Source organism: Paraburkholderia yinzeri, from assembly GCF_046581065.1.
Classification (GTDB): domain Bacteria; phylum Pseudomonadota; class Gammaproteobacteria; order Burkholderiales; family Burkholderiaceae; genus Paraburkholderia.
The window spans coordinates 418232-444535 of record NZ_JBFOCJ010000001.1; the positions used below are offsets into that span (position 1 = coordinate 418232).

34 protein-coding genes and 1 tRNA gene are annotated in these 26304 nt (G+C 59.5%); 13 read left to right on the forward strand and 22 right to left on the reverse strand.

Annotated features, from left to right (window positions below; translation table 11 throughout):
* Positions 1–349 precede the first annotated feature (349 nt).
* The 10 genes from WJ542_RS01955 to WJ542_RS02000 form a co-directional block, all read right to left on the reverse strand.
* On the reverse strand, positions 350–490 hold the full coding sequence (locus WJ542_RS01955; RefSeq protein ID WP_411187367.1) for a hypothetical protein: 141 nt from the start codon (positions 488–490) through the stop codon (positions 350–352).
* Between the two features lie 62 nt (positions 491–552).
* A complete protein-coding gene (locus WJ542_RS01960; protein ID WP_411187368.1) occupies positions 553–879 on the reverse strand; it encodes a hypothetical protein in 327 nt (108 codons plus the stop codon).
* Between the two features lie 119 nt (positions 880–998).
* A complete protein-coding gene (locus WJ542_RS01965; RefSeq protein ID WP_411187370.1) occupies positions 999–1997 on the reverse strand; it encodes a TrbL/VirB6 family protein in 999 nt (332 codons plus the stop codon).
* The gene (locus WJ542_RS01970; protein ID WP_411187372.1) at positions 1994–2299 is read right to left on the reverse strand and encodes a hypothetical protein; all 306 of its coding nucleotides are present in this window, start codon (positions 2297–2299) and stop codon (positions 1994–1996) included. Before WJ542_RS01970 ends, WJ542_RS01965 begins: the two co-directional genes overlap by 4 nt.
* Positions 2296–2502 carry a hypothetical protein gene (locus WJ542_RS01975; protein WP_411187374.1) on the reverse strand — a complete coding sequence of 69 codons (207 nt, stop codon included), beginning with the start codon at positions 2500–2502 and terminating at the stop codon, positions 2296–2298. Before WJ542_RS01975 ends, WJ542_RS01970 begins: the two co-directional genes overlap by 4 nt.
* A gap of 91 nt (positions 2503–2593) precedes the next feature.
* The gene (locus WJ542_RS01980; RefSeq protein ID WP_411187376.1) at positions 2594–3535 is read right to left on the reverse strand and encodes a relaxase/mobilization nuclease domain-containing protein; all 942 of its coding nucleotides are present in this window, start codon (positions 3533–3535) and stop codon (positions 2594–2596) included.
* 224 nt (positions 3536–3759) lie between these two features.
* On the reverse strand, positions 3760–4107 hold the full coding sequence (gene mobC / locus WJ542_RS01985; protein WP_411187378.1) for a plasmid mobilization relaxosome protein MobC: 348 nt from the start codon (positions 4105–4107) through the stop codon (positions 3760–3762).
* A 185-nt stretch (positions 4108–4292) separates the two neighbouring features.
* Positions 4293–4541, reverse strand: coding sequence for a hypothetical protein (locus WJ542_RS01990; protein ID WP_411187380.1), 249 nt, complete (start codon positions 4539–4541; stop codon positions 4293–4295).
* Complete coding sequence (locus tag WJ542_RS01995; RefSeq protein WP_411187382.1) at positions 4538–4810, reverse strand: hypothetical protein; 273 nt, start codon at positions 4808–4810, stop codon at positions 4538–4540. The genes WJ542_RS01990 and WJ542_RS01995 overlap by 4 nt, the downstream gene beginning before the upstream one ends.
* 197 nt (positions 4811–5007) lie before the next feature.
* A complete protein-coding gene (locus tag WJ542_RS02000; protein ID WP_411187384.1) occupies positions 5008–5646 on the reverse strand; it encodes a helix-turn-helix domain-containing protein in 639 nt (212 codons plus the stop codon).
* A gap of 382 nt (positions 5647–6028) precedes the next feature.
* On the opposite strand from WJ542_RS02000, the gene WJ542_RS02005 reads away from it, so the two are divergent.
* Positions 6029–6718 (forward strand): hypothetical protein, encoded by a 690-nt coding sequence (locus WJ542_RS02005; RefSeq protein ID WP_411187386.1) that lies wholly within the window; start codon positions 6029–6031, stop codon positions 6716–6718.
* Positions 6699–7922 carry a phage integrase gene (locus tag WJ542_RS02010; protein ID WP_411187388.1) on the forward strand — a complete coding sequence of 408 codons (1224 nt, stop codon included), beginning with the start codon at positions 6699–6701 and terminating at the stop codon, positions 7920–7922. Before WJ542_RS02005 ends, WJ542_RS02010 begins: the two co-directional genes overlap by 20 nt.
* A gap of 99 nt (positions 7923–8021) precedes the next feature.
* Here WJ542_RS02010 and WJ542_RS02015 read toward each other — a convergent pair.
* The 4 genes from WJ542_RS02015 to WJ542_RS02030 form a co-directional block, all read right to left on the reverse strand.
* A tRNA-Lys gene (locus WJ542_RS02015) sits at positions 8022–8097 on the reverse strand.
* A 44-nt stretch (positions 8098–8141) separates the two neighbouring features.
* Positions 8142–8711 (reverse strand): Hsp20/alpha crystallin family protein, encoded by a 570-nt coding sequence (locus tag WJ542_RS02020; RefSeq protein WP_411187390.1) that lies wholly within the window; start codon positions 8709–8711, stop codon positions 8142–8144.
* Between the two features lie 369 nt (positions 8712–9080).
* Positions 9081–9488 (reverse strand): Hsp20/alpha crystallin family protein, encoded by a 408-nt coding sequence (locus WJ542_RS02025; RefSeq protein ID WP_411187392.1) that lies wholly within the window; start codon positions 9486–9488, stop codon positions 9081–9083.
* A gap of 15 nt (positions 9489–9503) precedes the next feature.
* Entirely contained in the window at positions 9504–9944 is a 441-nt protein-coding gene (locus WJ542_RS02030) for an Hsp20/alpha crystallin family protein (protein ID WP_411187394.1), read from the reverse strand.
* A 247-nt stretch (positions 9945–10191) separates the two neighbouring features.
* On the opposite strand from WJ542_RS02030, the gene WJ542_RS02035 reads away from it, so the two are divergent.
* A complete protein-coding gene (locus WJ542_RS02035; protein ID WP_411187396.1) occupies positions 10192–10575 on the forward strand; it encodes a hypothetical protein in 384 nt (127 codons plus the stop codon).
* A 352-nt stretch (positions 10576–10927) separates the two neighbouring features.
* Here WJ542_RS02035 and WJ542_RS02040 read toward each other — a convergent pair whose 3' ends face one another.
* Entirely contained in the window at positions 10928–12145 is a 1218-nt protein-coding gene (locus WJ542_RS02040; protein ID WP_411187397.1) for a sensor histidine kinase, read from the reverse strand.
* Between WJ542_RS02040 and WJ542_RS02045 the strand changes: the two genes are divergently transcribed.
* The 5 genes from WJ542_RS02045 to WJ542_RS02065 all read left to right on the forward strand — a co-directional run bounded on the left by WJ542_RS02045 (position 12144) and on the right by WJ542_RS02065 (position 14697).
* Positions 12144–12650: a response regulator gene (locus WJ542_RS02045; RefSeq protein ID WP_411187399.1), complete on the forward strand. Its 507-nt coding sequence runs from the start codon at positions 12144–12146 to the stop codon at positions 12648–12650. The genes WJ542_RS02040 and WJ542_RS02045 overlap by 2 nt on opposite strands.
* Positions 12651–12930: 280 nt before the next feature.
* Positions 12931–13113: a hypothetical protein gene (locus tag WJ542_RS02050; RefSeq protein WP_411187401.1), complete on the forward strand. Its 183-nt coding sequence runs from the start codon at positions 12931–12933 to the stop codon at positions 13111–13113.
* Between the two features lie 504 nt (positions 13114–13617).
* Entirely contained in the window at positions 13618–13980 is a 363-nt protein-coding gene (locus WJ542_RS02055) for a hypothetical protein (RefSeq protein WP_411187402.1), read from the forward strand.
* On the forward strand, positions 13955–14293 hold the full coding sequence (locus WJ542_RS02060) for an Hsp70 family protein (protein ID WP_411187404.1): 339 nt from the start codon (positions 13955–13957) through the stop codon (positions 14291–14293). The genes WJ542_RS02055 and WJ542_RS02060 overlap by 26 nt, the downstream gene beginning before the upstream one ends.
* Before the next feature lie 29 nt (positions 14294–14322).
* Positions 14323–14697, forward strand: a complete 375-nt coding sequence (locus WJ542_RS02065) for a hypothetical protein (protein WP_411187406.1) — start codon at positions 14323–14325, stop codon at positions 14695–14697.
* A gap of 176 nt (positions 14698–14873) precedes the next feature.
* Here WJ542_RS02065 and WJ542_RS02070 read toward each other — a convergent pair whose 3' ends face one another.
* The 3 genes from WJ542_RS02070 to WJ542_RS02080 all read right to left on the reverse strand — a co-directional run bounded on the left by WJ542_RS02070 (position 14874) and on the right by WJ542_RS02080 (position 17226).
* On the reverse strand, positions 14874–15137 hold the full coding sequence (locus tag WJ542_RS02070) for a hypothetical protein (RefSeq protein ID WP_411187408.1): 264 nt from the start codon (positions 15135–15137) through the stop codon (positions 14874–14876).
* 609 nt (positions 15138–15746) lie between these two features.
* Complete coding sequence (locus WJ542_RS02075) at positions 15747–16814, reverse strand: trypsin-like peptidase domain-containing protein (RefSeq protein ID WP_411187410.1); 1068 nt, start codon at positions 16812–16814, stop codon at positions 15747–15749.
* 127 nt (positions 16815–16941) lie between these two features.
* Entirely contained in the window at positions 16942–17226 is a 285-nt protein-coding gene (locus WJ542_RS02080; protein WP_411187412.1) for a hypothetical protein, read from the reverse strand.
* A gap of 365 nt (positions 17227–17591) precedes the next feature.
* Between WJ542_RS02080 and WJ542_RS02085 the strand changes: the two genes are divergently transcribed.
* Together WJ542_RS02085 and WJ542_RS02090 are read left to right on the forward strand one after the other, a co-directional pair.
* Positions 17592–17879 carry a hypothetical protein gene (locus tag WJ542_RS02085; RefSeq protein WP_411187414.1) on the forward strand — a complete coding sequence of 96 codons (288 nt, stop codon included), beginning with the start codon at positions 17592–17594 and terminating at the stop codon, positions 17877–17879.
* Positions 17880–18088: 209 nt separating this feature from the next.
* A complete protein-coding gene (locus tag WJ542_RS02090) occupies positions 18089–18373 on the forward strand; it encodes a hypothetical protein (RefSeq protein WP_411187416.1) in 285 nt (94 codons plus the stop codon).
* Positions 18374–18682: 309 nt separating this feature from the next.
* Here WJ542_RS02090 and WJ542_RS02095 read toward each other — a convergent pair whose 3' ends face one another.
* The 3 genes from WJ542_RS02095 to WJ542_RS02105 form a co-directional block, all read right to left on the reverse strand.
* On the reverse strand, positions 18683–18880 hold the full coding sequence (locus tag WJ542_RS02095; RefSeq protein ID WP_411187418.1) for a hypothetical protein: 198 nt from the start codon (positions 18878–18880) through the stop codon (positions 18683–18685).
* A gap of 289 nt (positions 18881–19169) precedes the next feature.
* Positions 19170–19403, reverse strand: a complete 234-nt coding sequence (locus WJ542_RS02100) for a hypothetical protein (protein WP_411187420.1) — start codon at positions 19401–19403, stop codon at positions 19170–19172.
* A 1108-nt stretch (positions 19404–20511) separates the two neighbouring features.
* Complete coding sequence (locus WJ542_RS02105; protein WP_342964605.1) at positions 20512–20718, reverse strand: hypothetical protein; 207 nt, start codon at positions 20716–20718, stop codon at positions 20512–20514.
* Between the two features lie 1474 nt (positions 20719–22192).
* Between WJ542_RS02105 and WJ542_RS02110 the strand changes: the two genes are divergently transcribed.
* The 3 genes from WJ542_RS02110 (at position 22193) to WJ542_RS02120 (ending at position 23530) form a co-directional block, all read left to right on the forward strand.
* Complete coding sequence (locus WJ542_RS02110) at positions 22193–22510, forward strand: hypothetical protein (protein WP_411187422.1); 318 nt, start codon at positions 22193–22195, stop codon at positions 22508–22510.
* 560 nt (positions 22511–23070) lie between these two features.
* Entirely contained in the window at positions 23071–23253 is a 183-nt protein-coding gene (locus tag WJ542_RS02115) for a hypothetical protein (RefSeq protein WP_411187424.1), read from the forward strand.
* A gap of 4 nt (positions 23254–23257) precedes the next feature.
* A complete protein-coding gene (locus tag WJ542_RS02120) occupies positions 23258–23530 on the forward strand; it encodes a DUF1488 family protein (RefSeq protein ID WP_411187426.1) in 273 nt (90 codons plus the stop codon).
* A gap of 403 nt (positions 23531–23933) precedes the next feature.
* Here WJ542_RS02120 and WJ542_RS02125 read toward each other — a convergent pair whose 3' ends face one another.
* A complete protein-coding gene (locus WJ542_RS02125) occupies positions 23934–26303 on the reverse strand; it encodes an AAA family ATPase (protein ID WP_411190451.1) in 2370 nt (789 codons plus the stop codon).
* Position 26304 lies beyond the last annotated feature (1 nt).

A 26304-nucleotide genomic window follows, 5' to 3' on the forward strand; every position in this document is an offset into this window, starting at 1 on the left:
TCTTGAAGAAAGCGCGCGCGAGGAACGCTAGGGTGTTCGAGCTCGGAGCCAAGCAGAAGGTGGACAGATCGAGCTTCGCCGGACGGGGACCTTGATTTCATATCATAACGTAACGTATCAACCGTATCGTAACGTATCACGGCCTATTCGAATCACGGAGGCTCGGCGCATCTCCTAGCGGCGGGAGCCGCCCCCGAGGGCAGCGGCCTCGCCTTTATGCTCCTAAGCTTCGTTTGTGGACTTCGCGCGGGAGCGCGAGGTCAGCCCGAATGGGTGTTCAAAGTTCCTCATCCTTGTACCCGGGCGCGAAATTCGGGCTGTAAACCCCGTCGCGCCTCGGGCATCCAAATCAGACCCATTTAGCCTTGATCGGTTGACGTTGGATCTTGCTCGCGGCCGGATTTGTGTCGAGCTCTTCATCGGTCACGTAGTAACCGGCCTCAACGTTTGACAGCGCACGCTCAACTCGATCAATCTGTTTTTCCGTCATCGTCGCTCTTCGGAGAATGTCCGGTCCGAGGGTTAGAATTGGTCTCCCTGACCATAGCTATCTCACAATTTCGTGAGCTCGACCGGTCCAAACATGAAGACCATCATATACCCGGTGGATGTTCGAAATTTTCCAACTGAGAATCCGGCCGGAACCTTCGCAACCATTGCCATCTTCGTTTTCAGTCCAAGGAACGAGCCGTCAATCGGGCCACCGACGAGCTTTTGGAATTCTTCCTTTGTCATTGGCTCAGCCACCTCCGTGCCGATTCGCCAGTTGCCATCCTGGTAGTCGTCGAAAACGTAACCTGCATCCGTTTTCTCGACCTTAATCACCGGCTGAAGCTTCCCATTCTGCTCAGCCCCGTACGCGCCCTGAAGAGTATCCACGGACTCGTGTTTGCATCCCGATAGCACCAACGCAAGACACGATACCAGCAGCGAGCATGCAAGCTTTCCGTTCAATTTGAAATCCCCCTATGTTGGCATGTCACCGGCGCATCGCCGTGCTATAGCCCCTTCACGCTGTTCATGCGAAACCGACTCGTCGCCGCGCGAGCAGCAGCACGCGCGCCTTGCGCCGCCGCGCCACCTGCCCGGCCTCCAGCCCATCGACCGCCCTGGGCGAGTTTGCCCGCGACCATGCGCGACGCCCCACCTGTCGCCGAAGATACTACCCAATTCCCGAACCCGGTCCCGATCGGAGCGCCGCCCGCTAGACTCGATGCGAGATGCGTCACGCCCATGATGATCAGCACGTCAATGATAGCAATCACCAACAAGCCGAGAGCACCGCCGAGGCCCGAATTCGGCGTCATGGTGTCTAGGTACTGCTGAAACGCGACGAACGTGAACGAAAGGATTGTCACGGCGAAAACGTTGACGAAGACGTAGTTGACGAGAAGTCCGAGCCACGCGTCGAAAAACCGTTTCGTCACGTCGAAGATCAGACAGCCGATGAAGATCGGCCCGAACGCTAGCAGAAGCGTCAGCATGCCCTTCGAAAGCAGGATCAGATAAGCCGCGTACAGTGTCATGATAAAACCTGACGCGTAGAACACGAGCCCTGCGAGGTATAGCGCAAAGCCACTGGAGCTCAGGAGAGAACCTTGCGTAACAGCATCGTGTCCGAGAGACCATGCTTGTGCCAGTTGCCGGTCAAGGATGGCCGGGCCGGCAACCGAATCGGGTGTCTGACCGGTGACAATACTTGTCAAGTCCGTTGGCAAATTCAACACGGGATCGAGCACATACTGACCATAGCCGGCGACCGAAAAGCCGATGCTGAGAATCAGCGTAAGCTTGATGACACGAAACACCATGTCGTTGCCCCAGTCCTGCACCTTGCCCCGAATTCCTGCCCAAGCATAGAGGATGAAGTAGATGCCAAGGCAGGTTGTCACGACGGGGAGCATTGCGCTGATCGTTCGCTGCACGGATGTGCCTATGAACGTGTCGATCGCGTTTTGGTAATGCGTGAAGACATTTGCGTAGAGAGTGAAGCTCATGATGTTTCTCCACCTTTTGTTTGACGATCAGGACTTTCGTTGACTAAAGTTTTTTTGACACGCGCCTCCTTGAGGAACTGGCCATAGTCGCGGCGCACGTGTTCAATAGCGACGTCATCGGCGGGATCAAGTGTGCGTCGCTCGAATGCCAATAATTGGCGTTTGACATGCAAACGAGCGAGGAGCTTGGCGTTTGGATGCTGCTTCGCTTCTTCTGACGCAATTTCATTTAACAGGTACCCGATCATGGAATTCATGATCTCTAGGGCAGTTTCGAATTTGACAGCGATTTCGGTTGTCATAGGGCCTCCGTGACCAAAAGAAATCCGTCCTGTGCCAAGTGGTCCAACTGGTCGTGAAATACGCCCAGCATCGCCGCTACGTCGTCGTACATGGGATTGGGTTTGAGCAGATCGATGCATTTCCCCATTCCGTATATCGTCGACTGGAGCGATGTGTACCAGGTCAATAGATCGGGTGGAGCGTTACCATTGATGTCAGCCATAATTCACCTCCTTGCAGGTGGGTTGAGGTCAGGGGGCGTCGGGCGTGTCAGCGCTCGACCTTCCCGTTATTTCGTAAGGTTCGGTACGTGTTCAACGTTCATGGTCACTTTCTCCCGGCGAATTACGTCGGGTTGGCGCGGTCCTGGATCGTTTGACCGTGGCGGATCTGCTGTCGGCGCTTGGTGTTTCAGGGGATGTGTCTTTGCTACGCTGCCTGTTGAGTGTCTCACTCATCTTTTTCGCGGTTTCTTGGCGCTCGGTCAGCAAGGCTGGCAGGTTGTCTACAGAGTACTTGATGTCTCGAGCTAGGACAGTATCGTTAGAGCGTTCAGATGTTTCGAGTCCCTTGGCTAGCGTCAACCATCCTTCGCGTACCTCTTTCTGCTTTTGGCTTGCTTGGTGCTCCCACACGCCGTCAACCTGCTCCCCATTCAACACCGCCTTAGCCGCTTGGCGGAGCTTGCTCGCCTGAACAGTTGATCGACGCCCCTTCGCTGCGTGGTATAAGCTCTGCGGTTTCTGCTTTTTCACGACGCCGCGAATCGAGCGGGGCGTCGCCGCCGCTTCAATTCCCTGCTCGCGCAGCTTCTCAGCAAATAGCTGCCGAAACGCCTGTAGTTCGGGCGGACCATGGCGAAGACGACGACCATTCACTGCACCGGCTCTGACGCAGATGTGCGCATGCGGATGCGGAGGTGCATCTGGGTCCGGGTCAGTGTCTGGTGTGTGAAGAACGAAAGCGTATTCGTGTCCCACGAATGCATCCTGCGAAAACGCCCGTACTGCCGAAGCGAGCCGCTCCACGTTTGTGCCGGCCGGCATGGAAAGCACTATGTTCACCGCCAGCTTTCCGTTTGACCGTCTTTTGCCGGGACATTCCGACCAATATTCATTCAGCTCACGGATATCGTCGAGACACGTAAGCACCTGGCCGCTATCGGTTTCCGCGACGATACGACCATTGCGAGTTATGTAGGTCAGATGCGCCCATACGCGGCCCGTGTCTTTCGCTACGCTGCTGACCTTGACCACAACCTCAGGGGCTCGGCGGACTACCCTGGATATGGCTGCGCGAGCTGTTCCGCCCGAGTTTGTGGATGAACGTTTTCCCGGCGATCGTGCTTTGAGGATCGATGGCGCTGGAGTGTTCGTGGACTGGCCTCCAGCTCGGACAGATGTAAGCCGCCGGAGCTCATCGGCATCGACAGAATCTAGTACGCCGAGCGTATCGAACAGCTTTGCGACTGCCGGATTCGTCATTGTGGTGTCTCCCTGCGGTTGACGCTGGCGTCCGTCATTGCGCCGACCTCCATGCAGTGTTGTTTGATATCGGCCGACAGTTCCGCAATGAGATCGACCGTCACCTGATAGCTCGCATTCGGATCAAGGTTGAGGGTCCTAGCGATCTGATTGAGATTCCTGCCGATAGCTGCAAGCTGTCTGCTCGACTCCGCCAGTGCGTCGATTTCAGCCCGATTGAACTGCGGTTGCCGCAGCAGGGTTGCCCGTATCAACTTGACAATCCATTCCGTTCTGCGGAGCCCTTCAGTTGATGCCGCCGCGCAAACCAGCGAGTTCTCTTCGCTCGTTAACTGGATGTTCACCTGTACCCGCGACCCGACCGGTGACTTACTAGGTTTCGCCACGGGTAGCGGTTCATCATGCAAAACCCTAGCAAGAACCAGCCTGAGGAGCTGGGACTCGCTGCTGCAACCGTGTCGTTTCGCTGCCGCAGCTAACTTCAGTCTCATTTCAGGTGATACGCGTGCTCGGACCGTCGTGCTTTTTCTCACACCACACCTCCGGTGTGTGGCCACTTTCTAGCAGAAAGTGTTTCCTGCCCTAGATCAGAAGACGCCTCTCGACTTTCGTTGACTAAAGTTTTTGCGGTTGTGTATTGCGCAATACACAACTCGTGGGTGGTCGGCGAGTTGCCGCCGCGCTCCCGCGCGACTATGCCGATATCGCTTGCAGAGGCGAGGGGTTCCCCCTCGGTGGCGGCTCCCGCCGCTTTTCGGGGGATGAAATGTTGGCTCACGAAGCGTCTCCTAATCCTTCACTGATGCCTACCAAAGCACCTAGAATCGCGTCGTAGGCATACGTCAGGGCCAAGGAACCTGTGCCAACTGTCGCCATCAGCAATTGATTGCGGATCGGTACTGGATATGGAATGACGAGCGTCGCCGCTAAAACGAACAGGGAGGTACCAGACAACAGCAATAAGGGCCACCTCACAAGCGGACGAATCCATTGCAGGGCGAGGAATATGCCCATCGTCAGAATCACTAGTAGCTTAATCGGCTTCATCGTCATTATCTCGGCGGAGGGAAAGTCAGTCGAATAGGATTGCTTATCTAGTAGATTTCGACTGTCAAAGAGACACCCATGTCCAGGGGGGATGATTTCTTTATAGATAAATATCTATGCTCTTTAGTAGCTCACCGGCGAGCCAAATCTGCGGGAAATAGAGCTCATGGATGAGCTCAATGAACGTCTCCCAAAGCTCACCCATGATCCGGCTCGCCGGTGAGCTGTGTATAAGTTTCGCCGTGCTCTGTTTCTGCACTTAGCCGAAGGAAGATACGCCCAAGCTGCTCCTTCAACTGCCCGTCTGGGAACTGGTTTAACGCCGCTTGCATGTCGTTCAGACCATTGATGTTCAGAGCAACGCCACCGGCTTCAACGTGGTTGAAGTTGACCTGAAGGCGTTCGATATGAACGATTCGAGCGTTCTCGGCGTTCTGCTCTTTCAGCACTTTCTTGATGTCATCTCGCGTGTCCTCCACAGCCGAGGGGACATACTCCCAAGATGCTGTTCCAGTGTGGTTACCTGACTCGTCGAGAATGCGTACAGCCTCTCGAATACGGTATTCGCTGGAGCGACCAACACTCGATTTCAAGATGTAGCCGAAGCCCACGAGTTCACTAATCGCCCGTTTGACCTGAGCGACCGACACGCCCGATTTTTCGGCAATGGTTACCACACTCGGAAATCCGACGCCCGTGTGATAGTTGACGTGCGCCTTTATAACCAGATAGACCTTGAGCGACGAGCCAGCTATCCGCGAGAGGTCGCCGCTATCGACCATGGACCGAAAGAAGTGGAACCAGTGCGTATCGGCCTTGAACAGTTCGCCTTGCACTTGTTTGGAGCTTCGTGTCAACGAGGCACACGCGGTGCTCGACAACGACGGAGCTTTGCCTCGCGGCTTCTTCGAAGTCATAGCGAGAACCCTTGCTCCAAGCAGCGTTTCTGAAGGAGGGCGATATTGATAAGGCTGTACTTCCCGATGCTCACGGTCGGTAGGTAACCTTTGTTGCAGAAGCCAATGACGACGCCGATTGGCAGGCCGATTGCGGCAGCGAATGCCTCTCGCGACATCATTGGTACGGGAGGCAGGTTGGGGAAAGCCTGAGGGTTTGCAAAATCAATCTGTGCGCTCATAATCCACCATTACCAGTTGGATGTATTCGTACTATATGTACGATAAGCAACTATAGGTGTGTCGTCAAGTGGAGAGTGGAATGCGTGATATCGCTGACCGAATGATTGCGATAGTTAATGCGGAAACCCCCGAGGCTCGAAGGTTCAAAGCTCTCGAAGAGTTCTCGCAGATACCAGCAGTGAGTTGGCGGAAGGCCTACCTCCGTGGTCAAAGGCCGACTGCGGAAATGATTCAGGCAATCGGCCAGCGTTGGCCGCAATACGCCTTCTGGATGACGACTGGCATCACCGACCCGGAGCGCGGCGACATAGCTCCAGCCCAATCTAGTACAGATTTCCCGGTGATGAGAGGCGTCGAACAGAAAGCCGCCACCCGGGAATTTCACTACCTGATTGATCTGCTGAAGGGCGAACCGACCGACGAAGGTGAAAGGACAGCACGTCGCCGGCAACTTCAAGAGGCTGCACTGGGAGCAATGGAGACGGTTATATCTCCGGCCGCAAATGTCTCGTATGAAAAGGCGATGCGCGCATTTGGTGAGTCAGGTCGGCACGATTTTTATCCGCTAGTGCTCGACCCGGAGTATCTGGCGATCAGGAAAGCTAGGCGAGATGCGGAAGAACGGCTGAGGACGGAGGGCTTCAATTGGTTCGACAACATTCTCGTGTCTATCAAAGTAGACAAGCGTTTCCTCCAAGGACCCCGATCGTTGTTCGTTAGGTTCTTCGGAACACTATTCCCTCAGAAAGATGACGATCAAGAAAGTTAATAGCGGTTGGCAGGTCAATATTCAACCGGGTGGTCGGGCTGGGAAGCGCCTCAAGAAGACGTTCACGACCAAGGCCGAAGCGATCGCGTGGGAGCGACACATCCGAGCTAAGGTGCAAGAGGTGCCAGACTGGACACCACCGCGTCGTGATGCTCGCCTGTTGACCGAACTCGTCGACATTTGGCATCGGCATCACGGTTCGGGTCTGAATGCAGGCGAAGACACAAAAAATCGGCTACTCGCCATGTGTGAAGCGATGGGAAACCCGCGTGCCGAGGCATTTACGGCCGAGATATTTGCCGAATACCGTGCGCGCCGAATGGGCTCTGGCGTCACGGCGAGTAACATGAATCGCGAACATGCATACCTTCGCGCAATGTTCAATGAACTCATACGGCTCAAGCACTGGAAGAAAGAAAACCCGCTCAAACATGTCCGTGCTTTTAAGGTTCAAGAGCAGGAACTCACCTACCTCACGGCCGTGCAAATCGTGACGTTGTTGACGGCCCTAGCGTCTGGAAAGAATCCGCACGTCGCCTGCGTCTCGAAGGTCTGTCTTGCGACCGGCGCGCGATGGGGTGAAGCCGAAGGCCTGCGTCGGTCGCAGATCAAAAACGGCATGATCCAGTTCGTGCAGACGAAGTCAAGCAAGGCGCGCGCCGTGCCGATCACTGAGGGTCTTGAGCAGGAGTTGATCGATCATTTCGACGAACACGGTGATCCAGCGAACGGGCGCCTGTTTGAGACCGCATTTGCCGCTTTCCGCGAAGGGGTTGAGCGCGCGAGCGTGGTGCTCCCCGCTGGTCAGCTCACGCACGTCCTTCGCCACACGTTCGCCAGTCATTTCATGATGAACGGTGGCAACATCCTCGCGCTGCAACGAGCGCTTGGTCACCACAGCCTGACCATGACGATGCGCTACGCGCACTTGTCGCCGGAGCACCTGGCCGAGACCCGCTGGCTGAATCCTGTCGCGTGCATCGAAAACGGCGGCGCACAAGGGAAACCAGATGAGCGGGACGGGGAGTTGGAAGAGTTGCGCGGGGAACTCAAGGCGCAAACGGACGCACGTATCGAGGCTGAGCGCACGGCGGCAGTCCTGAGGGCCAAGCTCGAAGCAATGACTGATCGAGCGGAGAGGGCCGAGGTCCGCGCAGCGGCGGTTGAAGATCGCGAGAGGGACCGGCTCGTCAACGGGGCATGAGCGCCGCCCAGCGGTGCCTTCCTGCGCTACGCGGTTGTACCTTTGTTGAACTTCTGTAATGAGAAAGGGCCTAGCGCGAACGCTAAGCCCTTGATTCTTTGGTAGGCCGTACGGGATTCGAACCTGTGACCAACGGATTAAAAGTCCGCTGCTCTACCAGCTGAGCTAACGACCCAGTCCTCTTTTTTGGCCGCCGTCATTGCGCTTTGGAGGCTCGCCCTAACTGATATCGATCGTGCGACTCGTGGACGGTACCGGCTCCGTTTTCGGCACGGTCAACGTGAGTACACCGTTGTCGAATTTTGCCAGGGCGCGACCGGGATCGGCGTATTCAGGCATCGGGATCGTGCGCACGAAGCGTCCATGCGCACGCTCCAGCCGGTAGCAGCCGTTTTCCTCACTGCGCACATCCTGCTTTTTCTCACCACGCAGCACGATCGCGCCGTCCTCGACGCTCACCTTCACGTCTTCGCGCTCCATCCCGGGCAGTTCTGCGGTCACGCGCAACACCGGTCCCTCATCGACGACGTCGATGCGCGGCTGGAAGCGCGATGAACTGAAGTCGCCGAACCATCGTTCGAGCGCGCTACGGCCTGCAAACGGGTCGTGAAAAAATTCCTCCACTGCGCGCCATGGCTCCCGTGAGAACAATCGCGCAATGTCGGGCAGGGAGGCCCGCCATTGTTCGTTTTCGCTCGCCGGCGGGCTCGCCGTGCTGTCCGCATCGGACTTGCGCACAGCCCCGCGAAGGAACTTGAAGGGATTCCACTTTTTCGGATCGGGGTTCATCGTTTCCTCCTCTGAAGTCTGGCAGGAGAACCGTATTCCGGTTATGGCACCCGCACCGCTGCTTTTCCACCGTCGACGTTTTCGGACTGGGCCTCGTGAGCGGTTTGGGCGGCCACCTTGCGCACTGCGGCCGCGAATGCTCCCTTTCCAGGCCGACTGACGGCGCAGGACAGCGCATCGCGCGGCGCTTCTGCTGCGATGCCCCCCGCCGTGCATGTTCGTGCAGGTGGCAGTCGGTCATCGCAATGTTGGCCACGGACATTGCTGTCGGGAACGGCTCGCTCATCCGGGCCTCCGCTGTCGGCGGGGAGGCAGCCAGGCCGCCGCCACCCGCTGTGCTTCCTGCCGTTGCTGCCCCACGCGCCGACTTCAGCCCGTACGCACTTCGATCCGCCGCGGGCGCGCCTCGTCACGGCGTGGGATCGTGAGCTTCAGTACGCCATCCTTCAGATTTGCCTCGATCTTCGATATGTCGAAGTCCGGGGAGAGCGTGAACGTGCGCGCAAAGCGCGGCTCACGGACCTCGGCATGCTGCAGCCGCAGATTTGGCGGTGTCGGCACGACCGCCTCAGCCTCGATGGCGAGATTGCCGTCATGGACCCGCACATCGAGCTTGTCCCTGGTAACTCCAGGCAGGTCGGCCCAAAGTGTGACGCCCTGACTGTCCTCGTAGATATCGACGGCAGGAGTAATTGTCATCCGTCGCGCGGACGGCTCGTTCCCGGTGCGCGTGACGGCCGACGGGTCGCGCTTGCTCAGTTCAGTGGTATCGCTCATTTTCGGCTCCCTGGATTACTGGACGGTGATTGCACGCGGCTTCGAGGATTCGCGCTTGCCGACGGCGATCGACAGGCAGCCATTTTCGTAGCGCGCCTGAACCTTGTCGGGGTCTGCGTTCTCGGGTAGCTCGATAACCCGACGGAACGCGCCAGTGAAGCGCTCCTGCGCATAAACTCGTGAGTCCTCGCCGGTATCCGGTTGGGCCGGCTTGCGCTCACCGCTGATGGTCAGCAGCCCCTTGTCGATCGATACGTCGAGTTCCGCCGCATTGACGCCGGGTGCAAACGCGACGATCTGAATCGAGTCGTCGGTGGCGCCAATGTTGACGGGCGGAAATGCGCCGAGGCGGCTCGCCCGGAGACTGGAGGGGAAGTTACCGAAGAGGTTCGCCATCTGCTGCTGCAGTCGGTCGAACTCGCTGAAGAGGTCAGATCCGGAGTAGAAATCGCTCATGATGCAGTTCTCCTCAAATGTTGATGGAGGCGAACGGGCCTACGCGCTCCAGTTCGCCTGCCTGCGTCTGGCAAAACAAATCGAAACACGCAGCGCACGGGACGTTGCAAGCCGCGCGTCTGCCTGAGCGAAACGAAAGATAGGCACTCTGGCGAGGATTTCAAGGGGAAAAAGCAGCGGCGCACCTTGAAATTTTTTTGCCGGGTCATATCATCGCGGCGGAACCATGCAGCAAATGGAGGACGCGATGGAATTCGATACTGACTGGCTGACCCTGGGCCCCCACCGCGTGCGGCTGCGTTCGACCCGGGGGTTTCCGACAGAAGCGATGCGCAAGGCGGTGGACGTCATCCGGATGGCGGTCGACAACAACATGAGCGCCCGCGCGCGCCTGGTGGAAGTGGTTTGCCGGCAGGAGAAAAACTATGAAGTCACGATCGGGACGACTGTCGTCAAGGACAAGGTTTGCGCGCCACAGCTCGAAACGTGTATCGCGGGCGTGCTTGGTCTGCTGCCGGACCAGATCACCCTGATCGTTACCGCAGTCGATCAGTCTGAAGTGGATCTGCACTTCGGCGTGTACGAGCGGATGCTGGCCGAAAAACTGGGCACCGCACCGCCCATCCAGTGATGCGGACCGCAGACAGGATAGCAGGACTGGCTGCCTGAGCGTGCCTCCAGCGCGACCAGGGCGTGGGGCGCCGGCCGAAGGCTGTCCCCCCGGGGAGTGTCGCTTCCCGCCGCGCGGAATGGATAGTGTCAATAATCCGGTTACCTTCGGAGTCAGGCAAGGTGCAGGCGCGGTCGATGCCGCGTGAGAGCACCTCACCCGTGGCCGTATCTGGCGTGCCGGACGGCATGCTTTTCGGCATTTTCGCGGAGCAGGTCGGGCTGGATCCGCGTCATCGACACACGAAGAACACCGATCGCGAGGCGCGTATCCTGCGCACAGCCGGTCAGATCGCGAGCCGACGGGCGCGGCGTCAGCTAATCGGCTTCAGGTCGAGAGGAAAGCGGATTTCGAATGTCGTGCCTTGCCCCTCGCGGGACTCGAAATGGATCTCGCCCTCGAGTGCGCGGCACAACTCCCTGACAATCGCCAGCCCCAGACCGGCGCCCGGGATGTCGTCGCCGGCGACCCGCTCGAACTCCCTGAACACACGCTCCGTGTCCGACGGCGCAATGCCGACACCGGTATCGGCAACCCGCATGGACCACTGGCTGTCTCCGCATCTCGCGATGACCAGTTCGATTTCCCCTTCCCGGGTATATTTCGTCGCATTCGACAGCAGGTTCAGCGCAACCTGCTTGAGCCTGATGCGGCTCGACTGCACCCGGACCAGTCCGGCCTCAAGGCGAGCAGACAGATGCAGGCCCTTCGCTTCGATCCCCGGACGGGCGGCCGTGACCAGTTCGTCGAACAGCATGGGCAGATCCACCGGCGCGATGCAGTTCTGGCTGCTGTCGCCGACGACGACCGAATACTCCATCATTTCGTCGATCAGCTGCTTCATGTCGTTTGCCTGCCGGGTCGCGAGCGCCAGCCCGGCCTCGGCTCTGGATGGAACACGCGCAATCAGCTGCAGGTCGATCGAAAAGGCGTTCAGGAAGTTGCGCAGGTCGTGCACGAGGCTGCGCGTGATCTGCATGCGCGACCGGTGCAATTCGCTGACCTGGCGTTGCTGTTCCCGCAACTCCCGGTTGGCTCGTTCCAGCTGGCTCGTGTATTCCGCGATGATCCGGTCACGCTCGCCGATGACCTCGCGGATGGACGTCAGGGTGACAAAACTGAGCGCCTCGTCGATCAGGCGCAGCGCATGGGATTCCTGGTCGCGGGTGAACGTGACGTCGGACTCCTCGAAGGCCCGGACGGCGCCAGCCAGTTCCCGCCGGAACAGCTCCAGTTCGCGCACGAGTTCATCCACGCGGTAACCCTGCTGCCAGCGCACGTTCCCGTGTTGCCTCGCATTGTGTTCAATGGCCTGTTCGACCGGTTGGAGATCCTGCTCTTCGAGCGCGACGCAGATGGCGCTCAGGATCGCGGGCAGGTGATCGGCCAGTTGCTCCCAGGTCAGCCGGTCCGCCTCGACGAGGTCGGCATCGGCAGCAACGGCCTGCATCCATCTTTCCGTCAGGGCCGCCTGTTGCTGTCGGAGAAATCCGGCGAGGGCGTACAGGGTTCCCGTTTGAAAATCGGTCATGATCCGTACCCAATGCGTGAATTCGTTGGCAAAGACGGCATGCAAGGCACATTATCTTTCCCTCGCACCGCCTGTGGGCCAGTCTCTTCAGGCCGGCGATCGGGAACGCAATTTGCCTCGCATGGCGAAAACAAGTCTACCGACCAGCAAAATGCCTTCTATCCTGCTTGTCGACGACCAGCCTGAGCTGCTCGATGCCTACTGCTTCCTGCTTACCGCCGAAGGATATGGCGTGTGCTGCTCACACAACGGTATGGAGGCGCTCGACCACGCCCTGCGCCAGCCGCCGGATTTGATCATAACGGACTGGGTGATGCCGCTGATGGGGGGCGGTGAACTGTGCCGCCAGATCCGGGCGCATCCTGCGCTGGCACACATCCCGATCCTTGTTCATACGGCGATGCCACCGTCGTCGCCGGGGCCGGTGCAGTGGGACGACTGCCTCATCAAGCCGGTCCCGGTGGCGCGGCTGCTCGCCGCCGTGAAAAAGTGGTGTCCGTCGTGAGGCACGGCCGGATATCCGGATGCGATCTGATCCGCACAGGCAACACGGGTGTTCCGCCCGCGGATAACCGGGTACCGGCTCGCCGGGCACGGTTGGCGGGATCCATCGCAACACCTTGAAAATTTTCATCAGTGAAACTAACTTATATCCAGCTCAGGCAGTGTGCCCGGTGATGGACCGGTTGCATGCTGCGTGTTTCGATTTGTTTGCCCCGCGGCATGGCAGGCGAACTGGAGCGCGCAAGCCCGTTCTCTTCCTTGCTGCGTCGAAGGAGAAGACGATGAGCTGCCTTCATCTCCGCTCGGCTTCGACTATGCTGTTCGAGCGCCTCCACCGTACGATCGTCGTCCTGACCGGCGTTTTCCTGCCGGTCGCGCAGCGCGCCCGGCGCACGCTGCGCGACCGCTTCGCCTCCATGTGGCAGACGTCTCACCAGATCACGTCGCACCTGCGCCGCCGTTAGCAGCGCGGTTGCCCCGCGGGCACCGTTCGGGACGACGGTATGCCGTCGTTCGTGCCGTACGCCGGGCGCGATTCCATGAAGCGATGAGCGCCTCGTTCGGAGCGGTTTTCGCAGGAGCACCGCAAGGCGGGTGGGATACCGGCGCACACACGAGGGGGAGCGATTCAATGGAACGGGTGAGAGTCGAGATGCGAAACGGACTGGAGGTCCGTATGCACACCCTGGTCGTGAGGCACGTACGCACGGCAGCGTGTCCGGGGCAAACCGCGGTGAACGGATACCTTGTATTTGTTCAGGTCGCGAGGGATGGGGAGGTTTTCGTGAACTGGCACTTGCCGTGGCTCTGCCGGCGCTGGCCGAGCCGCGAGGAGGCGGAATCGGAAGCACTGGAGTACGCCGTGCGGCTTGTGGACCGTCGTCCGGTTCGCGCACCGCCGCCGGATGTCGCGGAGGCGGTCTGGCGGTGGCGCCGGTGAGGAAAGACTTGCGGATCCCGAGGAGGTCATGATGGAACTTCACATGCATTCGCATCATTTCGTTCGTCGCATGCCCGAGTGGCCTGCAGCACTTCTCGGCGGGTGCGTGGCGGGCGCGGTTTTCCTGGTGATCGAACTTTTTGCCATGCGCGTTGCGGGGCAAAGCGTATGGTCACCGCTGCGGATGATTGCGGCAATCGTGAGGGGCCGCGATGTGCTCGCACAACCCGCTACGTTTGCAGCTGGCGTCGTACTGGTGGCGCTGCTGGTCCACTTCGCGCTGTCGATCCTCTTCGCGGTCATTCTGGCCGTGATCATGGCGCCATTCAGCCTGGATTCCGGTGTCGGGATGGCGTCGCTGGTGGGTGGCCGAGGCACGCAATCAGGGTGACGCCCTGATCTACCGCACGCGCAAGGCGCTCTCCGAATACGGCGGGACACTGGACGCCGCCGGAAAGGCGACAATTGAGGCCGCAATCACGGAGCTTGAGGCCGCGCTGAAAGGATCCGACAGGGACGAAATTGATGCGAAGGTGCATGCACTGGCGACAGCCTCGCAGCAACTCGGGGGAAAGGTCTACCCAGATGTGCAATCACAGGGGAGCAGCCCCGACGCCGCGACCGGCCCGCAGGGGTCCAGAGGCGCGGGACAGGACGAGGACGTGATAGATGCCGACTTCAGGGAAGTGAAAGGAAAACAGTGACGTGCACCGGCCGTCAAGAGGCTTGCGCCATGAAAAGACGATTGTGTATCCTGGTCCCGGCAATTGTGATCGCCGGGCTATGGTCAGAAAACGCCACGTCAGCCAGCCCGCCGCTGCCGACGTTGCCCCTGCAATACGACATCTGGATCACTGGGACTATTCAGCGTGGCAGCGGGAAGTACGCGCTGGGCGACTATACAACGATCATGCTGGATCGCCCCTCGACGTCGCCGTGCAATGACAAGGAGGTGTCCGACATTCTCCTTGGCGAAGGAGGTGCACCAGCCCCCACGCTCCTGCTACCGTACCTGAACCAGCGCGTCGCCGTCCGGGGCCGCGTGATCTGCCCCGACTCGGGCATTCAATTCACGCCGCAGCCGGACGTCGTGTTTCCGGTCTGGTAAGGCAAGGGGGAAGCACCCGAACATCAACTTCGGCGCGGCCTGACCAGGGTTGCTGCAGCCGCCTGCGAAAGCCCGCGCCGGTCGATCTTTCGCTGGCTACTGGCACCAGCCTCACGCGCGGTTGACAGAGGCAAGCGCCCATCACGGTTCCAGCACACCGGGCGGTGCGAGCGCGATCAGATCAGGCGCGACCGGCCGCCTCGCGGAGCGGGACGACATGCGTGGTCGAACGGCACAGTGCCCAAGGCATCCCCGTCGGCGGGATAATCCAGCCAGAGCAGGCGCGTGGGGAAAAGCAGCGGTGAGACCACGTAGCCGCCGCTTTCCTGCATCCCGGAAGCGATCGCACACCACGCGTTCCAGGTTTGACCCAGTGCGTGAACGAAATGGCGATGCAGCCAGCCCCGCGGGTCGGCTGTGGGCGGTAAATGGGCAGGCATGAAGGCCAGCCATTCGAGCAGTCCAAAAGGCGGATAATTTCCTTGGCAACGCGTCTAATGAGAAGCGAATCTCCATCTATTTGTTGCGCGGGACACCCATAAAACTATCCCGTGACTTGACTGCCGCAGAAAACGCGGTCGATCCGCCCATTGCGTGATCAAGGGTGGCAACAGCACGATTTATCGACGCAGATTCTGCCCCGTACGCTCTTGCTTCCCGCATGTAGAAATTTATTGCATCCAGGCCTTCGAGCCTGTGGGATTGGTTCTCCGGTTGCCCAGGCCAACTGGCGCTCAACATCGAGGCAGGTTGCGACAGGTTGTCATCGACGATGGAAAGTACACATCCCGTACCAATATGGATAACTCTGCAAGCCAGGCGGTCGGCATGAAATTGTGGCAGCGTTGCAAGGAATTCCAGGAGTGGGGACATATAGCCTCTGGCGTTTCAGTGGGGCAGCCTGCTCCGGGTTCGAAGTGGGCAAAGGAATCTGTGGTGGCAATCGCCGCAACGATGAATAAGGCGCGGAATTCGATGCGGCCGCTGCGCCTGCTGGAAAAAGTGAACGGGCGGCGGGCCTTACGGCGGCAGACGGGCAAGATGGCGTGCTAGTGAGCCGTCAACACCATCAAAATATCTGCATACCATGCGCTGTTCAGGCCGAGCGTTTCGTCCATCTGCTCATCCCGGCCGCCCATGTCAATGCTCGAAGAATGAACGCCTAAAAGCAGCCACGGCAGTTCGTCAGGCATTCTGCCTTCCGATGGCGCTCTCAGGACGACCGGTGCGCCACTGGTGCCGCGGTGAGTTCTTGCATCGGTGACGAAGCAGCCCTTGCCCTGAAAGCGCAGGCCGAACGCAGAAGCCAGAACACCTTGCCGAACGACAGGCAGGTGATGCAGCGAATCGTGGAACCCGAGCGGGAAGCCGACGATCAGCAGCGATGCCCCAATCGGCATTGCATCACCTGCGCGCGGCAGATGACCGGGGCCGAAGGCCTGGAACATTGCGCCGGCAGGCAACGCGCCCCTGTAGAGTTCGATTACCGCTACGTCGATCTCGCCGCCGTCATCCGTTCCCTGACGCCAGAGAGGATGCCCTGCGGTGTACAACGGAACGGACATCCACGTCGCGGCGGCCAGGTTCTGCGCGTCGACATGAAACTCGATCTCGAGCCGGTCGGGGAAATGTTCACCGGACACGTCGATCATGACGTGCCGACTGGTCACGAGAAAGAGACGTGTTCCCTGCTGGAAAAAGAAGCCACTGGCATTGGTCAATCGACGTTCCTGCGCAAACGTACATACCCGCGTCACGGCGAGCAGCAGCGCATCCGCGCCGACCTGCGTGTGCGATTCCGGACGATCGCCAGGGTCCGGCGCCAAGGCAATAGGCCCGCTGTCTGGAGCAGGCCCCCTCGCGGGCAGCATCGACCCGGCGACGAGTTCGAGCAGCGCTTCGTGCTCGGGGCCGTAGCTCTCCGACGACAGGAACGCGCCAACCGCCAATTCCGATACGGTGCCCCCCGAAGCCGCGTTCGACACATGGCGCACAATGGGAGCTTTGCGCTCGCCGCGGCACAGAAGCCATCTATCACCGTTAGAACTACGATGGAATTCGAGCGCATCGTCGCTCGTTCCAGCGCTGTCTTCAATCGGGGGGCAGCGAGAATCCATGGTCAGTCCTGACGTGATCGTGATCTCAAGGCGTGGTGGCGTCGCGAATCACGACTGGGCGTATTGCGCGAGGACGTTCGGGAGTCCGCGAGCACGCTCCGGCGAATGGCCTGCCTGGCTGGGGCACTCAGGCGGGCGCATCGATCGTGCGATCAAACCCGTGACCGTCAATCAACATTTCGGCATAGGCCACGCACGCGCGCCTCGCGTCGCCGGTATTGGCGAAAGGATGCTTGCCGGGCACACGGAGGAGCCGGCTGCGGGAGTTGTCAATCCCGGAATCGGGTTCGCTGATACGGATCGACGCATCGAATCCGTCCTCGTAATTGTGGCCAAATCCTGCCTGGGTTGCCCGGTGGGGATACACAAGCAAGGAAATATCGAGACCTCGATAGCGGCGAATGGTTGTCATCAGGTAACTCCCTTTTGGCCACAGCACGCGGCCGGTTTTTTGATAGTTGTGCGGGTCTGGCCGAAGGCGATATCCAAAGTGCCTCACGAGCCGTACCAGCGAGGCGAAGCAACCCGACCAAGCAGTTGTCGGTGAGCCTTATCGAAGGGGGCCACCTGCAGTTGGAGGAGAAATGATGCTGATAGCCGTCGCCATGTCATCCGAAACAGGATTGACGACCATGCAGGCAGTAATCTGCTTTGTAGACCTCGTGAACCACCATACGCGCGCCGGCACCGTCGGTCAATTCAATTCTGGTAACGTATCTGCGCCGCCCTGCGGTTCCCTTATCAAGGTATAGTGGGGCTCCCCCTGGAGTGACCAACATGCCGACACGACCGCTTCTTCTCTACAGGGGGTACGAACTTCATCCCCTCGTCTTCGCTCGCACATTCAGTCGCTTTGACGGACATTCCCGTTACGACGAAGGGTATGACATTGCGGTACGGATATGTCGCCCGGGCGCGATAGCGACCTCTGCCGCAAGCCGTGTTTTCAGGCCGAACCACGCGCATGCATTATCCGACTTCGGTATGGCGAGGCGCGCCGCTCGGCAGCATGGAAAGGACATCATCGACGGAAAAGTGAGCGGTTCTTCGGTCGTCGATATGTGAAAGGGCAGCTGGCGTGTGACATCAGCCGATTTTTCCCGGCGGAGAATTGCACTTTCCTGGATGCCGCCTTGACCGTAGCTGCTTCTACAATGCGGCCGCTGGCGTCGTGCATCCTCAGGCGCATTTCCTTCGTTCGTGCAAACGCGGCGGAAGCCCGTGGCGAACCGGGAGCCTGACCGCACGCAACCCTCCAGACTGGTGCCACCTCCGTGCAAAGTGACCGCATCGAAATTCCGTACTACCTGGTTTTACGCGCTGGCTGTCTGCCGTACGTTTTGAATGCTGACCGCCATGTCGTGCGCCGCGAGGCAAGCCTTCTTCTGCGGGCGTTCGCGAGAGCACAGGGTGCGCCGACATCAATCGCGGATGACGCGTGGAACGCCTTTTCCGGCTCGGAATCCATTTTGCTCATTGAGCGCACGCAGATGCGGGCCTACGCACTGGTTCGCGGGACCGAAAGCGAACGTCAACTTCGGTTACTGGCTGCGCTCTGACCAAACCAACGTGCGCATTCGTTGCGGACGGCGGGCGCAACCACTCGCGCGCACATTTTTTGATGATCTTTTCAGCATGTCTAACCATCAACCCAATGGAGCACCCCATGTAACGGATGATCGGGTATCGCGGGTTCGAGATTCGCGTCTAACCCAGCCGGTCTGCTGAGGATCTTTACGAGATAACGTTTCGGACCAGGGGCGGCGACCACCTGCGCGAGGTGGGCGAATGCCGTGGCCAATTTCCATCGACCTGTCATATAGCCGTCCGCCGCGTGCCGTCATGGCGGTATGACAAGCAAGCCCATCTCAGTACCTCCTCGCATACCCTTCGCGCCACAGGGCAGCACCCACGGAAGTCAGCAACGCAACGTCAGCTGCGCCCAGATCATCCCATGCACTGGCCAGCCATTTTGCAAAGCTCGCGCAGGCATGATCCAGATCGACCACGGCGCGACCTTCGCGATTCAGTTGCTCGAAGACAGAGATCACATCATCAGGGGTCATCGTCGTTCCCTCGTTGAGCCTTTCGGCAGCCTGCGTGAGTTTTTAAAGCCGCCCCCAAATTGATTCGCTCCGTCTCTGTGGCACTTGGCAACGCGCCAGACGGCGGGTGTCGGCGTGAACTGAAGTGCTTCACTTACGAGCGTCGCGCAAACGGGAGGATGGCAACGGTTGACCCTTTACAATGCCGTTCTCCGCCGCTGGACGGCAATACCCTGTAAGTGAAGCAGCTGTGGCGGTCCCCTGCATATTGATCAATCGACCAATGCCGGACAAGCGATGGGGCATCGAACTACGATTCCGGACCAACCAGAACATCAACGGCGGCCTGACCTGCAATCTCCGCTACGAGGTACGCCCAGCGCTCTGAGAACGGACCATGTCGAACAGGAACGACAGCCCCGTCGATGCTGGTGCGGCCAACGTTATGGCCCTTTATTCTGAACGTCACACTGTACATATCCTGAGCAACCTCGGTGAGTGCCACATGGATTTCGAAACCCCGATAGGTGATCAATCGATTCATCTCTGCTCCTGGGTCGCGGACCTGGCGCACGGCGCGGATCGTATGAATATCCGAGGCACAATGCACTCTACACGTCCGCAATCTAATCGCGTTTCAGATTGCATTCCGGCAGATCCTGAATGTAATGCCAAGGCCGCAGTGACACTGGCAGGCGGACCCTCGTTGCCCACGTTTTCGCCAAGGTCCGAGGCTCCGCTCCCAGATTGCACATTGCGACGGTTCAACGTTCCACGTAATTCTGCGAGTGCCGAGGCGGACGGTCCTATTCTGACCGTTAGCTCCCAATCGCCAACCACTGACTGCAGGGTGCCAAAACGCGTTCCATTCCACCAATCCAGCCTGCCTGCGCCGCCGCGCAAGACGTCGTTGGGAGTAGTCGCGCGTCCGTTGTCTTTGTTCGCCGCGCGGCTCGCGTCTCGCGTTCCTTGTTAGGTCCCTTACAGATCCATTCATCGACGGCTCTTTGAAATTGAGCGGGTTAGATAGTTAGTTACGAGAAGACTGCAGGTAGCAGCCGCCACTACAAAAGAGAAGATGAAAAAAATGCTTGCGATCCATTCAAGGACTGCGGCGACGACGGCTGCCATTTTGCTTTTTCCCGATCTGCGTCCTGCACACGCGAGGCGCCCGTGCTTCTAGCAAGACTCCTCGGTGTAAATCGAGCGCGGCCAAGCCTCGTGGACATGACTTGGCGCATCCCGGACAAGTGCCGTACGGGACTTTCCCGTTCGGGCGCATGTGCTGAATCTCCATGCATGCGCTGTGGCTCATCTCATTCCGCTCGTGTTTGCCAGAGAAGCGCGTCACACGGATAGCACCATTCCGGTCGACGGCATTCAGCGTAGCATGAGTGCGCACAAGGGACGCGGTTAGCCCAAGGCAGCGACTTAGCCGCGCCTGGATGGCGTGGCATCTGTTTGACGGTCGACGGTCGAATGAAACAGCCCGAGGATCGCTTGCGCCTTGTCATGCGGTCTGTTCATCCCAGTCTAAACGCGCCTTTCCAGGGTACCCCTCCACTGGGGCGTAGACGGCACGACAGGGCTCTGATGCGGTGTGGACGGAATGACATGCTCCATCCATGTCGTTTCAGATCAACGAGACTCCCTTACTCTTTCCCACCACCATTGATCCCGCTTCCGCTTCGCCATACCTGCTTTCCTCGTTCGGAGAGTTCGCCGCAGCTGTGCTCCGCGTCGCCCTCCGTCCCGTCTATCGCCATCTCACCTCCCGCCTGCTCCTGTGCCTTCTGCTTCTGCTTGTGCCTCGCTGCCACGGCTTCATCGTGCGACCTGCCTGCATAATTCAGGGTCATCTCGCCAACTCCTCCAAAAACCGGTCTCTGCGCCCCACCCAAGCTGCCCAGCGCGTGTCATTTCGCTTACGGCAATCCAGAATACCTGCGCCGTTAGTCCAATACATGATTTCCGTGCAGCCAGAGGATCTTCTGTTTCCGCCGGAGGCCGCGCCTGTACTGTCGCAATGAAGCGCTGAACATGGCAGCCCCCTTTCAGGGCAGAACCGTTCTTATATTCTAGGTGACCATAAGAATATCGGGCATCTCCATCCACTGTTGGACGGCTTGGGCATGTCGGCCAACGCAAGCTGCGGTGAAATTTTCGCCAGTTTCTCTCCAGACAATTCTCGGAGAAGATGATTTTCGACAGGAGAAGCGTGCCCTGACATACGTCATTACTGCAGCGGCTGAGTTTGCCGAAGACGACCCAACGACACGACGCGTCGCCCGCCTGGAATCCGAACTCGCAAAGCAGAGGTTGTGCGGGGATTCGGGAGTCTTCGAGCGGGAGACTGTATTGCTCCCGATCGGTACCAGTCTGGTATGTTGGATCGTCGCTCGGTCCCTCAGCGGTGCGGCACAAATACACAGCGGCGCAGATACACATAGCCCGGGTACCCACGCGCGGATTCCACCACACGAACGCGTACGAAGTGCGTTTTGGTACAAAATAGCGTTCGACAACCCCTGCATCCTTGCCGGGCGTGACAAAGACCACGCGCCTGGTGCGAAATCGTTCATGATGATTTTCGGCGTGCGTTCAATCGCGCCTGGCACTCCGGGTGAAATCAAACGAATGCGGTCGAATCCGAATGTAACAACGAGAATCCGCAAGAACGACCCGGTGACTTCAGTCCGATAGGCTCAACGCTCCCTCAGTACGAACTCATGCCCGCGAATCTGATGAAACGGACGGGGGAGCGCCCGATTTCTCTCGCGCTTATCCGGCGACCCTCTGCGGCCGATACACATCGGCTGTAGCCATGGACAGCCCCGCCTACGAGATCGGTGAAAACATCTCGAATCCTGAATAGTCCGCCGGAGATCGTTAATGAAAATGTGGCGCCATCAATATCGACGTGTTTGCCGATGAGCGGACCGCAAGACTCTCGGCGAGCTGGGCGATCTGCTGGCGTGGATGAAGTCGCACATTGACTTCGTAGCGCTCACGGCAGCTGTCGACACGATTGCCGCGCAACCGGTTAGGCCTGGGGACAATCGTCCGTCGTACCCGACTCAAACCCCAATGGCCCCTGCCATGCTTTCGTGCTCGCACCAGGATCCTTTTCGAGAAGATGCAAGCGCAAAAAGGCATTGTCCCCTGCCAGCAGTGACGCGACTAACGCATTGCCAGGTCTCGCGCCAGGATTGAGTATTTGTTCGCGACGATCGAGCAGAAGCTCGCAAGGTTAGTCGCACCTTCGGTGCAGTACGCCGTTGCCAAAAAGACGACTACACTTGAAGCAGGGAGAATCAGTTCCAGGAGTAGTCCATGCGTGAAGCCACCCCTCAAAACACCTTTCGCGGCCTTCCCTTGACTCAGGAGCAGGACGCGGAGGTCAGGCACTACATCAAGAGGCGAAAGCAGCGTGGTGCCTTATGGGACACGCCGGAGTTGAAGGCGATGCTTGACGACATGCTGGAGCCCCCGAACAACGACGAGGATGAGTCAGGAGAAATCGTCGATGAAACCCGGTCGGCCACCGAGCGCGCGACAGCTTCCGTCACCGAGGCGATCGAACCCATTGGGGCCAGCGAGGAGCGCAACGCCGCCATGGAAGGGGAGAGCATGAAAGGGCCGGGACGCTAGATTTCGGCCTTTTTGGGGGATCCGCGACATCAGGTAGCAGCAAAGACCGCCAACGAGAGCCTGTTTTTCAGCACACCTAAGAGACACGCTTGCCTTCAGCCTCTTACTGCGGTGTTTTCTACACACCGCCCCTCGGCGAAATTCCTGGTGACCGCTTCGCAATTGCGCTTGCATTGGCACGGCAACGAGCGCACGCTGTCATCAGGCTAGATCTGCGGAGCCACGGGTTCTGTGTCAATGCCGCGTGACTGCTTCGACCAGCACGGCGCCGCGGAAAGAACACCGCCGACGCAAGGCATCGCGACCAGACCTTTCGTGCGTCACGCCGTCTGTGTTCGGCCGTTGTCGTTCCGCAGTTTTTATGTGACGATCGGGAATTGAGTACATGGAATCGCTTGAATCGAGCGATTTTAACGCCCCCGTTCCCCGCATAATGCTCTCCGGGTGAAAGAGTGCGTACGGCAAGGTCGCAAGGCGGTTGACCGGCATTTGAACGGTGAGCGAATGCCGGCGACAGGCCCCGCCATTGGCGGTCCTCCTCAATTTTTCGTGGAACCAGCATGCTCAAACCAACCAGAGCGTATTCGCCTTCACCCGTCAGTCATTACGACTTCGTCAGCACGCAAAAAGCGCGAGCCGCTGCACTGGAGAAGGCGGAAAACGAGCGCGCCCAGAAGCGGCGGGAGAACGACGCTCTCCTTGACGTCAACGCCAGCAAGTGGCGATACGACGGCCATCGGTAGCTCGATGAGAAGGCGTATTGTGGCGCTAAATTTCCCAAATCCAAATCGTGTCCACGATGCGTACAGACATTGCGTGTGCTTTTGGGGTTACGACAATGCACGTGAGATTGTCTTTGTGGTCGACGACGCAACGCTGACTAACCTCAATCCCGGCATCGGTTCGGACGAGCCTGTGTTGCTTGCGGCCTTCGACCGCAGCCGCGACCGAATTCTGGGGCTGGCCAGAAGGCTGTATAAAGGCGGCCGACAAACCAGATGCACGATCTCGCTTGAGTGAGGAAGCCTCTCGCGCCGCGGGGGCCGCGCGAGCACTTTCCTCTTCCTGCGAGGCGTGGGTGCGCCCCGCACGCCAACTATGCCGCGGCAAACCAGGCACAGTGGGCTTTCTGCGGCCCAGTCAAATCGACCACCTGTTCCTTCCTGTCGAGCATCCGCTTAAGGGCCTCCCCCGCGCCGTCGGCCCGCGGCATCGGTCGGCCGGACATCACGGCAGCCTGCCTCTCGGTTCGAACCTCTGCGGGGAGGACTCTGGCTGCGAACATCGGCCACCCGAAAATAGGTTACATGGCAGGATTGCGGCGATGGTTGGTTCTGCGGCTTCTTTTTGCGCGTGATCGCGCGTCCTATGGGCTTTCTTGTGTGACCAGAACGGATACCATCCGGAGTCACTTCAGGTGTCATCAGCCGTCACCCGGTGGGACAAGACGCGTGCGGGGGCCCTCGACTTCACGGGCATGTCCGTCGTCGGGAAGATCCAGCCAGAGCAGGCGCGTGGGAAACAGCAGCGGTGAGAGGGCGTAGCAGCCGCTTTCCCGCATCCCGGAAGCGATGGCACACCACGCGTTCCAGGTTTGACCCAGCGCGTGAACGAAATGGCGATGCAGCCAGCCCTGCGGGTCGACTGTGGGCGGCAAATGGGCAGGCATGAAGGCCAGCCATTCGAGCAATCCGAAAGGCGGATAATCTCCCTGGCAGCGTGCGAGCGTCTGAATACTGAAGCGCCGCTCCCAGGACAGGCGCCATCCCAGCAGGGCAATCGACTGGGCAGAGGTATTGCCGTCGCACAGTAACAATCCGGATTCGGGCGAATGGCGAATGGAGCCGGCCTCTGGTTGTACGGGCCGGATTGAATGCGCCAGACGGCGCATACGATTTTTCCGGATCTTCCTGTAAGCGGCACACAGCATGATGCATGTGTGGTCCACATGTGGCCAGTCGGCTGCCCAGGCGCAGCGGGCGGGTGGGCACACTGACCGACGACAGCCGCCCCCGCTTTGAGCACTGGCGCCGGGTACGGGATCGACGCGGGGCAGCTCTGGCGGACGGCGAAGGTGTCGCTCCAGCTCGCCGATAAACGCGAGACGATGGGGAATATGCGAGCACGCCTGGATTTCGTCGCCGGGAAGGTACTGCCCGGCCGCATCGCGCATACGCCTCCTGCCCGGGCCGAGCAGCTGCGCATAGCGGAAGAAGTAGTCGTGCCATGCGCGCAGGCGATCCAGCCCCGTTGCGTCGATACCAGCCTTCGTGCGCAGGCGGCGAAGCGAGGCCGCGGCGAGCAGGGAGCGACCGCAGGCCGGGCAGGCATATGGATGGCGTACGAGCCCTGCGTGGAGGCGGTATGCGAGCGGTTGCCCGCAACCGGTGCAGGCCTCGCACAGCGCGCATCCGTGAATGGGGCAGCGCCGGAACGCGGTGAACTGAAAAAGTGTTGCATGAAAACCCGCCGACGCGCAGGTCGGGCAGAAGCGCAACGACGGGCTCGCCGCGTCGAGCAAGGCATCACCACGATTCGCAGTGCAAAACGAATTTTCAAGATCGTGCAAGCCGATGTGCAAGGTGTCGGCCAGGTCGGTGAGCCTGAAGGCATCGGCCGCCCGGAGGTCGATACCCTCGCCGGTATTGATTGCTGGCAGAACCGCCATGGCCTCGTCGAGTTGTGTCCAGTTCAGGCGATTGAGCAGCTGAAATTTTGCGAACCGCGACCACGCAGACTCGACCTCGCAGGTCCATGCCGCGCGCGTTGTATACGTTGTCCGGTGAGCGACGGAAACCCGGTTGTGCTCCTGCCAGGGCAACGTCCCTTCCACTGGCCGGGCATCATCATTTCCTGGCGCGAACATAGCCGGACACATCGACGCCTTCGGCCCAGATTGCCCTGGAAAAAGCGAAACTGGTCGAGTCACGCTGCGCATACTGGTAAAGGATGTGCTGGACCGCGCGCGTGAAGAATTCCATCGGTAGCTCGAGTTCCCCATCAGCTGTGCTCGTTTATGCGCGTCGTCGAAGGCTTCCCAGAGGGCACCGCCTTCGGCGGCCAGACGCATGCCGGCGTCCCAGGCGCGCGGGAAAAAGAAGCGCGTATGAGTCCAACCGGAGTTTTCGGGATATTCGCCCTGGTCGTACCCCTGCAGACAGGCCGCGCACTCGTGCGCGGAACGCACCCCATGAAAAGGTAATTCTTCGGTCATGAAGCGGGCGACAATCTGTTCTTCTCCGTCGCGCTGGAAAATGCTCTTCCTCGCCCGCAGCGAGGGCTGGCCGACGAGCATGGTCACAAGGCGCACGCCTTCGAGCTCAAGTTCGTCGTGAATGTCGCGCAGCCATTCGAACTCCGAACTGCCCAGATGCTGGGCCTCGTCGAGGAAAACGAGGATATCGCTGCTGCGCGACTGATCGGCTATTTCGAGCAGACGCTCCGTGAGCCGGTGCCGCAGCTGTGTCGGATCGCGTCCGGAGCTCGCCTTGTGTCGGGCCATGGTCAGCAGGGTGCTGAAGAAAGCCGTCTCGGTCGCAATGCGCTTGTGCTGGCAACGCATGCGCAGGATAGGCAGGGCCGGGCGCTGTGAAGCGAGCAGTGACTCCAGAAAAAGGATCGCATAGGTCTTGCCGACCCGTGAGCGGGCATAGACCATCGCTCCGGTCCGCAACGACAGGCAGCGCACCAGCAATGCGTAGAATTGCGCGATCGACGGCGTCGGGATGCGATATCTGCGCAGCACGACCGGATGTTCGTCGATCGGTGATGGCCGTAATGAGTCGGTCACCATG

Bases quoted from the DNA above. Each gene is read 5' to 3' on its own strand.
- WJ542_RS02025 (WP_411187392.1), bottom strand. From the start codon at position 9,488: ATGAGCGATACCACTGAACTGAGCAAGCGCGACCCGTCGGCCGTCACG.
- WJ542_RS02070 (WP_411187408.1), bottom strand. From the start codon at position 15,137: ATGCCTGCCCATTTACCGCCCACAGCCGACCCGCGGGGCTGGCTGCAT.
- WJ542_RS02125 (WP_411190451.1), bottom strand. From the start codon at position 26,303: ATGGTGACCGACTCATTACGGCCATCACCGATCGACGAACATCCGGTC.
- WJ542_RS01975 (WP_411187374.1), bottom strand. From the start codon at position 2,502: ATGGCTGACATCAATGGTAACGCTCCACCCGATCTATTGACCTGGTAC.
- WJ542_RS02075 (WP_411187410.1), bottom strand. From the start codon at position 16,814: ATGGATTCTCGCTGCCCCCCGATTGAAGACAGCGCTGGAACGAGCGAC.
- WJ542_RS02065 (WP_411187406.1), top strand. From the start codon at position 14,323: ATGAAAAGACGATTGTGTATCCTGGTCCCGGCAATTGTGATCGCCGGG.
- WJ542_RS02100 (WP_411187420.1), bottom strand. From the start codon at position 19,403: ATGAATCGATTGATCACCTATCGGGGTTTCGAAATCCATGTGGCACTC.
- WJ542_RS02040 (WP_411187397.1), bottom strand. From the start codon at position 12,145: ATGACCGATTTTCAAACGGGAACCCTGTACGCCCTCGCCGGATTTCTC.
- WJ542_RS01995 (WP_411187382.1), bottom strand. From the start codon at position 4,810: ATGAAGCCGATTAAGCTACTAGTGATTCTGACGATGGGCATATTCCTC.
- WJ542_RS02035 (WP_411187396.1), top strand. From the start codon at position 10,192: ATGGAATTCGATACTGACTGGCTGACCCTGGGCCCCCACCGCGTGCGG.
- WJ542_RS02085 (WP_411187414.1), top strand. From the start codon at position 17,592: ATGCCGACACGACCGCTTCTTCTCTACAGGGGGTACGAACTTCATCCC.
- WJ542_RS02005 (WP_411187386.1), top strand. From the start codon at position 6,029: ATGCGTGATATCGCTGACCGAATGATTGCGATAGTTAATGCGGAAACC.
- WJ542_RS02010 (WP_411187388.1), top strand. From the start codon at position 6,699: ATGACGATCAAGAAAGTTAATAGCGGTTGGCAGGTCAATATTCAACCG.
- WJ542_RS02095 (WP_411187418.1), bottom strand. From the start codon at position 18,880: ATGACCCCTGATGATGTGATCTCTGTCTTCGAGCAACTGAATCGCGAA.
- WJ542_RS02110 (WP_411187422.1), top strand. From the start codon at position 22,193: ATGCGTGAAGCCACCCCTCAAAACACCTTTCGCGGCCTTCCCTTGACT.
- WJ542_RS01955 (WP_411187367.1), bottom strand. From the start codon at position 490: ATGACGGAAAAACAGATTGATCGAGTTGAGCGTGCGCTGTCAAACGTT.
- WJ542_RS02020 (WP_411187390.1), bottom strand. From the start codon at position 8,711: ATGAACCCCGATCCGAAAAAGTGGAATCCCTTCAAGTTCCTTCGCGGG.
- WJ542_RS01965 (WP_411187370.1), bottom strand. From the start codon at position 1,997: ATGAGCTTCACTCTCTACGCAAATGTCTTCACGCATTACCAAAACGCG.
- WJ542_RS01970 (WP_411187372.1), bottom strand. From the start codon at position 2,299: ATGACAACCGAAATCGCTGTCAAATTCGAAACTGCCCTAGAGATCATG.
- WJ542_RS02080 (WP_411187412.1), bottom strand. From the start codon at position 17,226: ATGACAACCATTCGCCGCTATCGAGGTCTCGATATTTCCTTGCTTGTG.
- WJ542_RS02030 (WP_411187394.1), bottom strand. From the start codon at position 9,944: ATGAGCGATTTCTACTCCGGATCTGACCTCTTCAGCGAGTTCGACCGA.
- WJ542_RS02105 (WP_342964605.1), bottom strand. From the start codon at position 20,718: ATGACCCTGAATTATGCAGGCAGGTCGCACGATGAAGCCGTGGCAGCG.
- WJ542_RS02120 (WP_411187426.1), top strand. From the start codon at position 23,258: ATGAGAAGGCGTATTGTGGCGCTAAATTTCCCAAATCCAAATCGTGTC.
- WJ542_RS02050 (WP_411187401.1), top strand. From the start codon at position 12,931: ATGAGCTGCCTTCATCTCCGCTCGGCTTCGACTATGCTGTTCGAGCGC.
- WJ542_RS02045 (WP_411187399.1), top strand. From the start codon at position 12,144: ATGATCCGTACCCAATGCGTGAATTCGTTGGCAAAGACGGCATGCAAG.
- WJ542_RS02115 (WP_411187424.1), top strand. From the start codon at position 23,071: ATGCTCAAACCAACCAGAGCGTATTCGCCTTCACCCGTCAGTCATTAC.
- WJ542_RS02055 (WP_411187402.1), top strand. From the start codon at position 13,618: ATGATGGAACTTCACATGCATTCGCATCATTTCGTTCGTCGCATGCCC.